This is a genomic window from Mesotoga sp. UBA6090 (assembly GCF_002435945.1).
Classification (GTDB): Bacteria; Thermotogota; Thermotogae; order Petrotogales; family Kosmotogaceae; genus Mesotoga.
This window is the reverse complement of record NZ_DIXC01000020.1, coordinates 1-13431: the sequence shown is the minus strand read 5'-3', so window position 1 is coordinate 13431 and position 13431 is coordinate 1. Positions and strand designations below refer to the sequence as shown.

Annotated in this window: 14 protein-coding genes and 1 pseudogene; 11 read left to right on the top strand and 4 right to left on the bottom strand. The window is 44.3% G+C overall.

Annotated elements, in window-relative coordinates; all coding sequences use genetic code 11:
• Positions 1–221, top strand: a pseudogene (locus B3K42_RS03445) (ISNCY family transposase); the annotation flags it as partial.
• Positions 222–292: 71 nt separating this feature from the next.
• Here the strand turns inward: B3K42_RS03445 and B3K42_RS03440 are convergent.
• Positions 293–1429: an ABC transporter permease gene (locus B3K42_RS03440; RefSeq protein WP_110989856.1), complete on the bottom strand. Its 1137-nt coding sequence runs from the start codon at positions 1427–1429 to the stop codon at positions 293–295.
• 248 nt (positions 1430–1677) lie between these two features.
• Between B3K42_RS03440 and B3K42_RS03435 the strand changes: the two genes are divergently transcribed.
• Positions 1678–3012: a hypothetical protein gene (locus tag B3K42_RS03435; RefSeq protein WP_110989857.1), complete on the top strand. Its 1335-nt coding sequence runs from the start codon at positions 1678–1680 to the stop codon at positions 3010–3012.
• A gap of 109 nt (positions 3013–3121) precedes the next feature.
• Entirely contained in the window at positions 3122–3346 is a 225-nt protein-coding gene (locus tag B3K42_RS03430) for a S4 domain-containing protein (RefSeq protein WP_110989858.1), read from the top strand.
• Here B3K42_RS03430 and B3K42_RS03425 read toward each other — a convergent pair.
• Together B3K42_RS03425 and panB are read right to left on the bottom strand one after the other, a co-directional pair.
• The gene (locus B3K42_RS03425; RefSeq protein WP_110989859.1) at positions 3336–4064 is read right to left on the bottom strand and encodes a biotin--[acetyl-CoA-carboxylase] ligase; all 729 of its coding nucleotides are present in this window, start codon (positions 4062–4064) and stop codon (positions 3336–3338) included. The two genes, B3K42_RS03430 and B3K42_RS03425, sit on opposite strands and share 11 nt — an antisense overlap.
• 44 nt (positions 4065–4108) lie before the next feature.
• On the bottom strand, positions 4109–4909 hold the full coding sequence (panB, locus tag B3K42_RS03420) for a 3-methyl-2-oxobutanoate hydroxymethyltransferase (protein ID WP_110989860.1): 801 nt from the start codon (positions 4907–4909) through the stop codon (positions 4109–4111).
• Between the two features lie 229 nt (positions 4910–5138).
• On the opposite strand from panB, the gene B3K42_RS03415 reads away from it, so the two are divergent.
• Genes B3K42_RS03415 through gltX form a run of 8 tightly spaced genes read left to right on the top strand, consistent with a single transcriptional unit; the run spans position 5139 to position 12553 of the window.
• A complete protein-coding gene (locus B3K42_RS03415; RefSeq protein ID WP_292596854.1) occupies positions 5139–6230 on the top strand; it encodes an FtsW/RodA/SpoVE family cell cycle protein in 1092 nt (363 codons plus the stop codon).
• Between the two features lie 17 nt (positions 6231–6247).
• Positions 6248–7162, top strand: coding sequence for a glutamate formimidoyltransferase (ftcD, locus tag B3K42_RS03410; RefSeq protein WP_292596852.1), 915 nt, complete (start codon positions 6248–6250; stop codon positions 7160–7162).
• 2 nt (positions 7163–7164) lie between these two features.
• On the top strand, positions 7165–8376 hold the full coding sequence (gene hutI, locus B3K42_RS03405) for an imidazolonepropionase (RefSeq protein ID WP_292596850.1): 1212 nt from the start codon (positions 7165–7167) through the stop codon (positions 8374–8376).
• Positions 8373–8840, top strand: coding sequence for a 23S rRNA (pseudouridine(1915)-N(3))-methyltransferase RlmH (locus B3K42_RS03400; RefSeq protein ID WP_292596848.1), 468 nt, complete (start codon positions 8373–8375; stop codon positions 8838–8840). Before hutI ends, B3K42_RS03400 begins: the two co-directional genes overlap by 4 nt.
• Positions 8841–8860: 20 nt before the next feature.
• On the top strand, positions 8861–10228 hold the full coding sequence (locus B3K42_RS03395) for a hemolysin family protein (RefSeq protein ID WP_292596846.1): 1368 nt from the start codon (positions 8861–8863) through the stop codon (positions 10226–10228).
• The gene (locus B3K42_RS03390) at positions 10182–10574 is read left to right on the top strand and encodes a cytidine deaminase (RefSeq protein WP_292596844.1); all 393 of its coding nucleotides are present in this window, start codon (positions 10182–10184) and stop codon (positions 10572–10574) included. The genes B3K42_RS03395 and B3K42_RS03390 overlap by 47 nt, the downstream gene beginning before the upstream one ends.
• 1 nt (position 10575) lies before the next feature.
• A complete protein-coding gene (locus B3K42_RS03385) occupies positions 10576–11112 on the top strand; it encodes an NUDIX hydrolase (RefSeq protein WP_292596842.1) in 537 nt (178 codons plus the stop codon).
• Positions 11105–12553 (top strand): glutamate--tRNA ligase, encoded by a 1449-nt coding sequence (gene gltX / locus B3K42_RS03380; protein ID WP_292596841.1) that lies wholly within the window; start codon positions 11105–11107, stop codon positions 12551–12553. Before B3K42_RS03385 ends, gltX begins: the two co-directional genes overlap by 8 nt.
• A gap of 33 nt (positions 12554–12586) precedes the next feature.
• Here gltX and B3K42_RS03375 read toward each other — a convergent pair.
• Positions 12587–13431, bottom strand: an 845-nt coding sequence (locus B3K42_RS03375; protein WP_292596839.1) for an ABC transporter permease, incomplete at its 5' end; no start/stop codon positions are given.

Below are 13431 nucleotides of genomic sequence, written 5' to 3'. Positions count from 1 at the left end.
AGAAATACGACAAGTTCGCTACTCCATATGAAAGAGGGCTTAACTCTCCCTGGATTGACTGTACAAAAAAAGATGAGCTTCGCAAGGTTCACGAAGCCCTAGACTTATACAAACTAAAGAGTAATATAGCACATTCTCAGGAATTATTGGTTGACATACAAATACTAAAATCTAAGTCAAAGGGAGGTGTTCTTAATTCCCTTCAATTCGATTTCGAGTAGATTCTATTTTGATGCATTAACTCTCTCTTGAGTAGATTTAATTATGATGCATTACGTATTGCGATTAAGATCTAGTCTGCAAGTGAGATATCCTCTCTCATTGACATGAGGCCGGCAGTTATCGTTATCACGACTGCGATTGATAGATTCACTACACAAGGGATAACCGCCTGGGAAGGGCTGAAATCAAGCATTGAAATTCCCTGGAGGAGCACCAGAAGGGATGTTGTCGGCAGGTTTCTACTGAAAGATTCAAGCCAGTCGGGAAACATCGAATGGGGAACAAGAATTCCGCTCAGAACAAGCAAGGTCGTAACGATTGATATAGAAGTTAGCTGAGCGCTCCTCGAGGAATTGAGAACGGTGCCTATCAGTAAACCGAGAGATGTGAACAAGAAGATATACACCTCTATTACTGCCAAATAGAGCAGTACGTTGGATGCTACTTCCAGTCCAAAAAACCTTCCAGCTACCATGAATATCAGGACCTGTGCCGTCGAGAACAACATGAAGCTTACTACCTTAGCGCCTATATACTCTATTGACCCGATATTTGAAAGTCTCAGAAGGTCGATTACGCCGTTTCTTCTATCTTCAAAGATACCTGTTGCAGCACCTATTGATGTCATAAACATTATCGTTGTAACCAGCACTATTGGGAAGAGAAGAGAAGAGAAACTGAGTTTCGATTCAGAAATCCCTTCCACTGTAAGAGAAGGAGCCACATAATTTGGATCAATATCTACGGTCTTCATGAATTCGGGATCCGCCACCACGGGGAGAGCCTTGAATTCCCTCAATACATTACTCAAGACCTGATAGACTGCAACTGCGGTCTGCATAGAGCCGGGATTTGGTATGAAAACTAGCTCAGAAGGTTCCTGAAAGAGAAGTTTGTTCGCAAATCCCCTAGGGATTATGAAGACACCGTCCAGTGTGTCTATTACTGAATCGATTTCCTCCCTGCCAGACAACTGTATGATATTCTCTCCCTTAATCATTGAATTGGCATACTGAATGAAGAAAAGCCCTATGAAAGTCTTATCTTCGTTAATAATTCCAATTCTTAGATCGGAATAACCACCAGTGTCAGAAGTTATAGCGGAGATTGACGCCAGTAGTACTGGCAGTAACACCAGCACTAGAAGGAAGGCCCTTGATTTCAAAATGAGAAGAAGATCGTTCTGCACAAGTCTAATAAATCTCAAGTAAAGTCCCTCACTTCAATCCTTTCTGATACTCAATCAAAATCTTCGCAACTTCTTTTCGCATCTATTATACTCTTTCGAGATGACTCAAAACCTCTAAGTCATTTCTTACTGGAGTGATGAAGCAAATTTCTCGAAAAGATCACAAGCAGGATTCATCTAGTTTGCGTCAAGTGGTAGAATCACAGTAAGAACAGATTCGCCAGTTTTTACTTCGAAATCTGGAATGCGATCTTGGAGGTGCATAAATGAAGAGGTTTATAGTATTCGTTTTACTAATCATCGGGTCTTTGACACTTGCCAACGTTTATTCTATGGCTGATAGACTCCCTGCAGAGTCTCATAGTATTCTCGTCGTTGAGAATCTGAAAGAGAATTACGATGAGACAAAGCAAACCGTTCTCATGGATATGGTTCTTAACCAGCTTGCTATAGAGCAGCTGATAGCCCAGTACGTCGAAATGCTAGCTTACAACAACGGTCTCGATCCCAAGGATATATACAAGGTTTTTGACGGAGATTTTGGGCTGGCTGTATGGGTCGACTCAGAGGGCAAGGATCGTTTGGTCGCTGTTTTTGGTCCGATTGAAAATCCAAAAACACTGAAGACTGCCATCGAAAAAGTCCTTCCACAGCTGCTGCCCTCAGATATGAAATTGAATATTGCTGTAGATCAAGAGTATCTCTATATAGGTGATATTGAGTCCTATTCGCTTGCTGAAAAGGGGTTCGACCTCACTTTGGTCATGGCAGACCTTTCTCCTGGCTTTGGTTACTTCTATTCTGCAACGGGAGATAGTGTTCAGAAAGGTTCTATATGGAATGACGAAGAAGTTCTAATAGCAGAGTTTCTTTCTATACCGCAATCAGAAAAAAGTAGGGAGAAGTTCTCGGAGATTCTTAGCGGAGCCTCCGTCTCAGGGCTTGAAGCCGGTCGCCATCTTCCTCTTGCTTCTGGATCTGTGAAAATTAATAACTTCTCATTTCTTTCTGATCTAGATGTTGAGCAAATGGGATTGATACCTTTGGATTTGGAGGCGCTAAAAATCGGTAATCTAAGCATTAGTGAGTTGTCCGAAGATATGAACGGCGAAATCATGATCGATGCCAATATCTCGGTAGATGATATCTTTGCAAGTCTAATGGGTACAGGGGGAATGACAACTGAAAGTACAGACTCAGCTGGCTACTCCTACGTTGTGAGAGCCTCCTACAGAGGCACATTAGATAAAATTAAGTCCATGATAGAGGAGGCAGAACCGAATCTAAAAGTGTTGGTTTCCAACGACAGCCTATTAGTGGAAGGGCAGTATATCTGGATCCAGGACGGATGGCTATACGTTTCATCAAAGAATCAGACTGGAACCAATGAGGCGCTTCAGAAAGGAGTAATTGTCTCCGAATTGGTTACATATAACAAGCTTCTGGGTTTCGCAGGAATGGAGGGATTTGCCAGGTTATTTGTCGATTCCGGGTACATTTTGACAGGTCTTATGGGTCTCGAAATTGAAAGCGGAGTTCTTCTAAACAGCCAATATTTGGAAGAGACGGGTGGAGTGAGAAGTTTAATAGTGATCATGTAAAAAAAGTGCCCCTGCACCTAGCGGAGTGGCGGGGGCAAGAACATCTCGATGACATAATTATACCTATTTCGAGTAAGTTAGTCAAGTGTATACTCATAGGAGATTCGGCTTGCGGATAGACAAATACTTGAAAGCAAATGGAATTATTAAACGAAGAGTGGTTGCAAAAAGAGCGATTGAAAAGGGTTACGTATTAAGAAACAATACTCCGGCAAAACCATCTTCTGAAGTCAGACCCTATGATATCGTCTCTATAAGGTTTTCAAACAGAACGCTAATTGTGAAGGTGACTGAAGATTTCGGGTCGAAGGTTGTTCAGGAGATTAGAGAATGACCTCCCCTGACTTGATTTCTATGACTGTCCCGCTTTCTTGTTCGATCAACAATGATGAAGGAGTAATGCTCTTAATTATACCAGTGACTTTGTCGTCCTTGTGTAGGGATACAGTTATCTTATCGTTCTCCGCAAAAGCGAGGTATTTCTTCCAGCGTCTTGTGAGATATCTGCTTTTTCCTCTGATAAGGTAGGTCTTTCTGAGAAACTCTATTCTCTTAAGAAGCCTGTCTAGAAGCGATTCAAGTGATATGTGATCTCCTTTCACGGCACTTAAGCTTATGCCGGTTTGCTTAATTTCATCGGGCATTTCATTGTTGACGTTGATGCCCATACCTACTACGATGGCATTAAGCGATCTGCCCGTGAATACCGCCTCGGTGAGAACTCCGGCGACTTTCCTGTTGTCGATCAGAACATCATTTGGCCACTTGATCCTTACAGATTTGAAATCAAGCTGGAGAAGAGTTTCAGCAATAGCGACGGAAGCAATCTTCGTATATTCATTTGGTTCCCTAATCAATGTTGGTTTGAAGACTATCGAGAACCACAATCCGCCTCTGCTCGAGTGCCAAACTCGTTTGTGCCTCCCGTAACCATCCGTCTGCGCTAGAGCCCAGACTACTGTGCCTGAAGGAAGCCTGTCCAGGTTATCAACAGCGAATCGATTTGTGGAGTCTATCTCAGAGAAAGAAATCACGTTCTCTCCAACCATCATATTAGGGCCTGCCTCTCCAGACAGTTAAGAAATGTCAAGGAGCATCAGATTTCTTCGGCGCCCTCAAAGGCATTCTTTTCGTCGGGGAAGGTACCTGACTTAACCTCTTTATCGAAATTCGAGAGGGCCTCGATTATCTCCGATTTCAGGTCTGCAAATCTCTTAACGTATCTTGGTCTCGATTCGTCGTTGATTCCCAGAAGATCATGCCATCTAAGAAACTGCCCGTCACAATATCGCCCTGACCCGAGACCGATGGTAGGTACAGAAGTATCCTCCGTTAGCCTCTTTGCTACATCTTCAACGACCATTTCGAGAAGTATGGCAAAGACTCCGGCTTCTTCAAGATCGTTTACAGATTCAATTAACCTTTTTATACTCTTTTCGTCTCTTCCCTGAACGTGGTACTCCCCAACCAAACTGGCATGCTGAGGAGTGATGCCAATGTGGCCCATTATGGGGAAACCTCTGTCTACCAGATACTTTATTAGATCGGCCGTTTCGAACCCGCCCTCAATCTTCACTGCGTTTGCTCCATGCCTCAAAAAAGCCACGACGTTCTCAACGGCTCTTTCTGTAGAACACTGATAGGAACCGAAGGGCAAATCTGCAACAATAAATCCGTTCTTTGAACCTCGGCGAACTGATTTTAGAGACCAGATCATTTCGTCCATCGTAACAGATAGGGTATCCCTCTTCCCCATAACAAGAGTTCCTAGAGAATCTCCAACCACTATTATGTCTATCCCCGCCTCTTCGGCGAATTTCGCTTCGAAGTAACTGTATGCGGAAACCATGGAAAGCTTCCTTTTATCCTTTGATTCAGCAATCTCTCTCACATTCATAATAACCTCACTTCTCCTTCTAGATCATCTGCTTGTCCAGCTTCGGTCTCTTCCTCTCGTGGAGTATCTTGAATCAATGAGACGTCTCCGGTTCGATTATACATTTTTGTTGGCCTTCAAGACAAAGTGAACCCAAAGACTACATATCTACCGTTATAGCCAAATGAAGGCTGTAATGCGTAAGGAGATTCAGAAGTTATATAATCATATTGAACTGAGAGGAGAGTATATGAAGCGCAGAGTTGAGTTCTTGCTTCCGGCAATTATGGTTTCTCTGATGATATTTGGTCTCATAGTGCTGTACAGTGCCACTTTTGGTGATAGAGAGGAGTACCTGTTCGGCAGGCAACTAGTATGGGTTCTGCTCTCTTGCGCGGTTTTCGTTTTTACTGCCTACGTAGTCAAGAGAGGTTTTTGGAAGAGTATTTCCTTTCTGTTGGTGTTTCTCTCTGTTGTCACATTGGGCGCAGTTCTATACCTGGCTCCGGTTGAAGGTTCTCGAAGATGGATAGACCTTGGCATTGCCAGTTTTCAACCATCTGAGCTCGCAAAATTCTCCGTAATAATCTTCCTTGGATATATTTACTCCAGAGAAGGGAAGAGCAAGTATGGACTTTTCTTTCTGGGTGTGCTCGTTACTGGTGCCTTCGTTGGGCTGATCTATCTGGAGCCCGACCTGGGAACGACTATTATCGTTATGGTCATTTGGTATTTCATGACTTTAGTCAGTAAGAAATACGATAAGCTAATGATTGCAATGACCGCTCTTATCGCTTTGCTGGTGCCAATAGTCTTTATGTTCGGCCTCAAACCTTACCAGCGAGACAGACTGTTGAGCTTCCTTCATCCCGAGGAGTACGCCTCCGGGGCAGCTTATAATACAATACAGGCAATCAGGGCAATTGGCTCCGGCGGTCTCGAGGGCACCGGAATGCTTCAGGGAACTATGAACAGGTTCGGGTACGTTCCAGCAGATCACACCGACTTCATCTTCTCGGTTTTGGGTGAGGAGTGGGGCTTCATCGGAGCCGTCTCGCTGCTAGCTTTGTATTTGCTCCTGATGTGGAGGATTTGGTCGATCACAAGAAAAACCGGAAGCGAGTTTGGTAGAATAGTTCTTAGCGGAATATTCGCAGTTTTTGCCTTTCACGTGGTTCAAAATGTAGGAATGAATCTGGGACTCCTGCCGGTTACTGGGATCCCGTTGCCTTTTGTAAGTTACGGCGGATCATCGTCGATGATATTTGCTCTCGAGTTAGGAATAGTTCATAGTTACACAACTGAAGGGGTTGAATATGACAAAGAACGTAGAGAGTCGTAGATTGTGAGGGGGTACTAATGAGACTCATAGAATCAGTGCCAAATTTCAGTGAGGGTAGAAGACTGGACGTAGTTGAGCAGATTGTTGAGGAAGCCAGGAAGGTAAACAACGTTTGGGTTCTTGATTATTCAAGTGATCCAGATCACAATCGTTCTGTAGTTACCATAACTGGAGAACCTGAAGCAGTAGAGATTGCGTTGTTCAACATGACTCAAAAGGCGGAGGAGTTAATCGATTTAAGAAACCACTCCGGTGAACATCCAAGAATGGGTGCAACCGATGTTATTCCTCTCGTCCCAGTCATGAATACGACGAAAGAAGATTGTGTTACGCTTTCAAAGAAACTTGGAAAGAAAGTAGGAGAGGAACTTAAGATCCCCGTTTACCTGTACGAGGATTCTGCATCTCTACCTGAACGGGTAAGTCTTTCAAACATCAGAAAAGGGGAATTTGAGAATTTTGCTTCGAAGATTGAAAGCGCGCAGTGGAAACCCGACTTTGGTCCTTCAGAGATTCATCCGTCTGCGGGAGTGGTCGCTATAGGTTGCAGAGAATACTTGATTGCTTTCAACGTTAATTTGGGAACTGATAAGATCGAGATTGCAGACAGAATTTCTAGATCAGTAAGGCATATAAGCGGAGGATTTCGCTACGTGAAAGCTCTTGGGTTCAGACTAGAGGACAGAGACATTGTTCAGATTTCGATGAACATGACGAACTACAAAAAGACGCCTCTCTTTAGGGTTTTTGAAGTAATAAAGTCAGAAGCAGAGAGATACGGTGTTCCGATCGTTGGCTCCGAAATCGTCGGTCTTACTCCTTTACAAGCGCTTGCCGAGGTTGCTGAGCACTACTTAAGACTGGAAAAGTTCTCATGTTCTACGATTCTCGAGAAAAGGGTGCTGGACTTCATCGCAGATAGGGATAAATAAAAATGCCTTCCGAGCTCGCTATTCTGAATATTCGACAGGTCGCATCTCCTCCAAAGGCTGGCCCGCTCCGGGGCAAAGAGATGTCTTTTCTCGAGATAAAGCACGATGTGAACATCGCTATAGACGGAGGAAAGATATCTTACGTCGGCCAGGAATACGTGAAGGCTGACCAGTACATTGACGGCAGGCAATCCGTTGTCATCCCGGGTTTCGTTGACTGTCACACACATATCCCGTTTGTTGGAAGCAGGAGCGGCGAGTTCATTATGCGCCTCTCCGGGAAGAGCTATATGGATATAATGAACGCCGGCGGAGGTATCAGATCTACCGTAAAAGAGGTCAGAAAGGCTTCGGCAACAAGAATCCTTGCCGAGTCATTAGATTTTCTAGATTCTATGCTCTCACTCGGTGTTACAACGGTTGAAGGGAAGAGTGGATATGGTCTGGATAGGGAAAATGAGCTTAAGCAGTTGAAGGTCTTGAGAGCACTAGATTCCATTCATCCGGTCGATGTTGTTCCAACTTTTCTGGGTGCTCATGCAGTAACTGAAGAGTATAGATCAGCAGGAGAATTCCTGGATCTAATGGCAGAAATGTTCGATGATCTGGTGGGACTAACAGACACGATAGATATCTTCTGTGAGAACGGGGTCTTCGACGAAGATCAGTCCAGACAATACCTGATGAAGGCAAAAGAGAAGGGTTTCAAAGTGAAGCTCCATGCTGACGAACTTTCAGCCTCAGGCGGAGGAAGACTGGCAGTTGAATTGGGAGCTATTTCGGCAGATCATCTCATTTCGGCTGACGATGAGACTTTAGCCCTTCTGGCAGAAAGTGAGACAGTGGCTACTCTTCTTCCGGGGACTTCATTCTTTCTCAATGAGCCTTTTGCCAAAGGCCGGAAACTAATAGATCTCGGGGCAATAGTAGCGATAGCATCGGATTTTAATCCGGGCTCCTGCAATATATTCGATCCGTTTTTCATTATCTTCCTGGCGGTCTCTCGTTGTGGTCTTTCTGTTGAAGAGGCTATAAATGCCTATACTGCGAACAGTGCAAAGGCGTTGTGCCTTGAGAATAAGAAGGGCAGGCTTGAGGTTGGATACGATGCAGATATGGTGCTAATAAGAGCAGAAGATTATCGTGAAATAGTCTACAATTTCTCCATGGATCTTGTAGAAGGTGTAATTAAGAACGGGAACAGGCTAAGATGAATATAAAGGTTGTTGTTACGGGAAAGCCGAAGTCGCATTTTATCGTTGAAGGGATCGAACAGTACAGAAAATGGCTTACGAGCTTTGCAAGAGTTGATCTTGAGTGTTTCCCGCTGGGTGGCAAAACCCTTAGGGAGAGGGAAAAGGTTAAAGAGAAAGAAGGAAAAAGGTATCTGAAAATTGCCAGCCCGTACGACACAATTGTCCTTCTTGACGATCGGGGAGAACAATACTCATCAGAAGAGTTTGCACGAATGCTTGAAAAGTGGCAAAATATAGGAGTAAGTAGTCTGTCTTTCTTCATCGGAGGACCGTTAGGTTTTAGTGAAGAGGTTCTTTCTAAAGGGTGGCAGAAGTTGTCTTTGTCAAGAATGACATTTACTCATGAAATGGCTGTTCTCGTACTTCTGGAGCAGCTCTTCAGGGGATTCACCATTCTGGACAACAGACCGTATCATTATTGATCTGGAGGTGCAAATTAGAAGTGGAAGACCCTACTAGTAGCGGGGATCCTGTTTCGCTCTTATTGAATTTAGTACTACTTGGCTTTCTTCTTTACCTTTCGGGCGTCTTCTCTGGAACAGAAACGGCTCTCATGACCATGAGCAAATTGAAACTACGCGATCTTATGGATAGCAAAGAAAAGCGCTTCAGCGGGTCGGTGAAATACTTTATCGATAACCCGAATTCAGTTCTTACAGCCATACTTGTGATGAACAATGTTGTAAATATCCTTTCTTCGTCACTCGCGACTTTAATTGCACTTCGACTTCTTCCGAATAATTCGGCTGGAATTGCCGCTGCGCTTGTTACAGGAATCATGACTTTTCTCATTCTGGTGTTTGGAGAGATAACTCCGAAGATTTTCGCACGTGAGAATTCAGAGAGATTCTTCAGAAGAATGATAACGGTAATCACTGTAATCACTGTGATCTTGAAACCTCTCTTGTGGCTCTTATTACACATCTCGAATTTTTTCATAGTAGTTGTTGGGGGAAAGAAGGCCGATTTCGCACCATTTATTACTGAGGACGAGATAAGATCTGCCGTAGATGCCGGTCATGAAGAGGGAGTACTCCAATCGGAAGAAAGAATGATAATGAAGAGAACTTTGGAATTGAAAGACATCTCAGTAAAAGAGATAATGACTCCTCGAGTAGAGATCGAGGCGCTGGAGGAAGAACAGCCGCTAATAGATTTGATGGAACTTGTCCAATCAGAAGGCTATTCGAGATATCCGATTTACAGGGAGAACATTGATAGAATCGTTGGCGTATGCTACGCCAAAGACCTGCTGAATTTCATTCTAGAAAGAAAGGACAATAACGTTCTTCAGAATATTCATGTTGAAGAGATAATGAGAGCTCCGTATTTCGTGCCCGAAACGAAAAAAGTCGACGATCTGCTGAGAGAATTCCGAGAGAAGAAAAATCATCTTGCGGTGGTCATTGATGAGTATGGAGGAACGGCAGGAATAATCACCATGGAAGATGTTATAGAGGAACTCACAGGCGAGATCCTCGATGAGTACGATGAGGAGTCAGAAGAGATGATGATAGAGAGACTTGGTGAAAATGAGTATATTGTTGATGGAATGACTCCGATTAATGATATAGAGAGAGAACTGGAACAGCCATTTCCCAATACTGAATTTGAGACAATAGGTGGGTACCTGCTTGAAGTTCTTGAGAGATTTCCAGAAGTGGGAGAAAAGATAATCGTAAATGGTTTCACTTTCGAAATCCTTGCGGCTGGAAAGAATAAAGTAGAGAAGATCAGACTCAATGTTGACAGGAGGGGCGTTGATGAAAGAAACTTCAGAGGAGAAAGCACTAATACAGAAGGCTATTGAGGCAAAGGATAGATCATATTCCCCCTACTCGAGATTTCCGGTCGGAGCGGCACTGTTGACAGTGGAGGGGGAGGTTTTCGTTGGAACTAATGTGGAGAACGGTTCATACGGACTCTCCATGTGTGCAGAAAGAGCGGCAATAGTATCTGCAGTTTCAAAAGGTTACAGGAAATTCAGGAGCATTGCCATAGTAAGCAACCAGAAGGAGCCAACCTCCCCATGTGGCGCATGCAGACAGTTCATGGTGGAATTCGGCGACTTCGAAGTAATTCTTGTAGGAGATGAAAGGATTGTCAGGACAACCTCCTATGAGCTACTGCCGTTTCATTTCGAGATGGAGAAGTAAGATGGAGCTTTCAACTGGGAAGGAAGAAATCTTCTCTGGCAGAATCCTCAAACTTGAGAAGCATACTGTAACTTTGCAGGATGGAAGCACTGCATCTAGAGAGGTAGTAAGGCATTCCGGAGCAGTGGCAATTGTTGCGGTTTCCGGAAGCAAATTACTTCTTGTCAAGCAATTCCGTTTCCCGGTTCAGAAGTCTACGCTCGAAATTCCGGCAGGAAAACTGGATGCAGGCGAGAGTCCTGAAGAATGTGCCCGAAGAGAGTTACTGGAGGAGACGGGATACATTCCGAAAGATCTGCGTAAACTGGCAACGATTGAGACTTCGCCTGGTTTTTCCGATGAGATAATACACATCTATTTTTCGGAAGTTGAAAGGGTTCAGGATCCGAGTCCCGATGTGGGTGAGTTTGTGGAACCGGTTGTGATTGACACCAAAGAGGCAATCGAAATGATAATCGACGGGCAGATAACTGACAGCAAAACGATCTCAGGTATTTTGCTCGCTTTTCTTGGAAAGGAAAGTGATTGTGATGATTAGAGTGAGATTTGCTCCCAGCCCTACTGGATTTCTTCATGTCGGTGGAGCAAGAACTGCGCTTTTTAACTATCTGTACGCAAAGCACTATGCAGGGAAGCTTGTTCTACGAGTTGAAGATACAGATATTTCTAGATCTACGAAGGAGTTCGAAGAACAACTGATGGAAGCACTTCTGTGGTTGGGCATTACATGGGACGAGGGACCAGATGTCGGTGGCGCTTTTGGACCGTACAGGCAAAGTGAAAGGGGAGAGATTTACAGAGACATGGTCAGAGATCTCCTTGAAAGGGGTCTGGCCTATAAGGTTTACGCTTATCCGGAGGAGATAGAAGAACTGCACGACAAGCTTCTTTCTGAAGGGAAAGCTCCACACTACGATCAAGTGATGCTAGAGTCCTTCAATTCGGCCGATAGAGTATCGGAATTTGAATCAAGACAGCTGAATCCTGTTGTCTTCTTCAAAATGCCCCGCAAGGAGTACCTGCTTTCGGACAAGATAAAGGGCGAAGTCGTCTTCAAAGAGGGGGCGATAGGTGATTTCGTGATCATGCGTTCCAACGGGCAGCCAATCTACAACTTCGCTGTAGTTGCCGACGATATCTCGATGGAGATTTCTCACGTAATAAGAGGAGACGACCATCTTTCAAATACACTGAGGCAACTGGCTCTGTATGAAGCCTTTGGGGTTCCAATACCCTCGTTCGCCCATGTGTCTATGATTCTCGGACCTGATGGTAAGAAGCTCAGCAAAAGGCATGGCGATACCTCGGTCGAGCAGTTCAGAGAAAAGGGATTTCTGCCTGAAGCGTTCTTCAATTTTCTTGCTTTGTTGGGTTGGTCGCATCCGGATGGGAAAGAGATTCTGCGGCATGAGGAGATAGTTGAAAGCTTCACTATTGAAAGGGTCAATACAAGCGCGGCGATCTTTGACGATGCCAAGTTAAGGTGGATGAATGGGGTTTACATTCGAGAGACCGATCTTGACAGGATAACGAATCTGACAATCCCCTTCATTGTGGAATCGAATCTTATGACTTCAGAAGAGGTTGTTGCAAACAGAAAATGGTTAAGAAGAGCTATTGACTCTGTTCGAAAAGGTGTTGAGACACTTTCTGAAGTACCCGAGAAAATGAGGTTGTATTTCGACGACCCTGAGTTGACTCCTTTCAGTCCATCCAATGATAGCGAAAAGGGAGTTTACAGGGCTCTTGAAGCCTTTAAAGATAGAGTAGAATATCTCGATTCCTGGAATAATGATGAAATAGTCGGGACTATTAGAGCTATCATAAAAGAGATGAAACCAGATAGAAAGGGTTTCTACATGACTTTAAGGTATATCCTTACATCGACCGAAGAAGGGCCCGAACTTGTAGATGTTATATTTCTTCTTGGAAGAAATAAGACGCTTAATCGACTTCAGCGGGCACTAAGGATGGCGTAGGAGAGGAGGCCGCGAGGGGCCTCTTCCTTTTTATCATGATTCCTTTTCGTAAGGCGTTCCCGAAGCTGCCGGGGATCTTGTCTTCCCAATAAAACCGCCCACCACTATAAGTGTAACGACAAAAGGAAGCATGTTGAAAAGTGGTTTGACACTTGCAGATACCGAAACGATCGAACTGCTTTGTAGCTGAAGATTCATCGCTTCTGCTGCTCCGAACAAAATCGCGGCCCACATCGCGCCCACTGGATTCCAGTTGCCCAGAATCATCGCCGCAAGAGCAATAAACCCTCTTCCATGAATCATATTCTCAACAAACCTTCCGAGCTCTCCAACAGATAGAAAAGCTCCTGCAAGACTGGCAAAGACACCGCTCATAAGAACCCCGAAATATCTTATCTTGAATACGTTTATTCCAAGCGTATCAGCGGCCTCTGGGTTTTCTCCAACGGCTCTCATTCTCAGTCCCAGAGGTGTCTTGTACATCAGGAACCAGCTCGCCGCTACGGAGATGATTGCAAGATAGGTAAAAGGACTCATAGAACCGAAAATATCCCCAATGAAAGGAATTTCCTTCAGCCAACCGGCTTCCAGATACGCAACTCTACCAATGAAATCAGTCTGGCCTTCATTTCCGAATATTGGAATCATCAAAAAGGACGTTGTCCCTTGGGCAATTATTACAAGGGCAGTGGCACTGACAATTTGGTTTGCAGACCACCTTATGCTAGCCCAGGCGTGGAACCAGGTGAACCCTGTTCCAATAATCACTGCCATCAGAACTCCAATCCACGCATTGCCTGAAAGGAGGGTGAAAACAATAGAGGTAAACGCTCCCATGAGCATAATACCTTCGAGAGCAATATTCGTAACTCCAGTGA

Bases quoted from the DNA above. Each gene is read 5' to 3' on its own strand.
- gltX (WP_292596841.1), top strand. From the start codon at position 11,105: ATGATTAGAGTGAGATTTGCTCCCAGCCCTACTGGATTTCTTCATGTC.
- B3K42_RS03385 (WP_292596842.1), top strand. From the start codon at position 10,576: ATGGAGCTTTCAACTGGGAAGGAAGAAATCTTCTCTGGCAGAATCCTC.
- panB (WP_110989860.1), bottom strand. From the start codon at position 4,909: ATGAATGTGAGAGAGATTGCTGAATCAAAGGATAAAAGGAAGCTTTCC.
- B3K42_RS03425 (WP_110989859.1), bottom strand. From the start codon at position 4,064: ATGATGGTTGGAGAGAACGTGATTTCTTTCTCTGAGATAGACTCCACA.
- B3K42_RS03415 (WP_292596854.1), top strand. From the start codon at position 5,139: ATGAAGCGCAGAGTTGAGTTCTTGCTTCCGGCAATTATGGTTTCTCTG.
- B3K42_RS03390 (WP_292596844.1), top strand. From the start codon at position 10,182: ATGAAAGAAACTTCAGAGGAGAAAGCACTAATACAGAAGGCTATTGAG.
- ftcD (WP_292596852.1), top strand. From the start codon at position 6,248: ATGAGACTCATAGAATCAGTGCCAAATTTCAGTGAGGGTAGAAGACTG.
- B3K42_RS03435 (WP_110989857.1), top strand. From the start codon at position 1,678: ATGAAGAGGTTTATAGTATTCGTTTTACTAATCATCGGGTCTTTGACA.
- hutI (WP_292596850.1), top strand. From the start codon at position 7,165: ATGCCTTCCGAGCTCGCTATTCTGAATATTCGACAGGTCGCATCTCCT.
- B3K42_RS03400 (WP_292596848.1), top strand. From the start codon at position 8,373: ATGAATATAAAGGTTGTTGTTACGGGAAAGCCGAAGTCGCATTTTATC.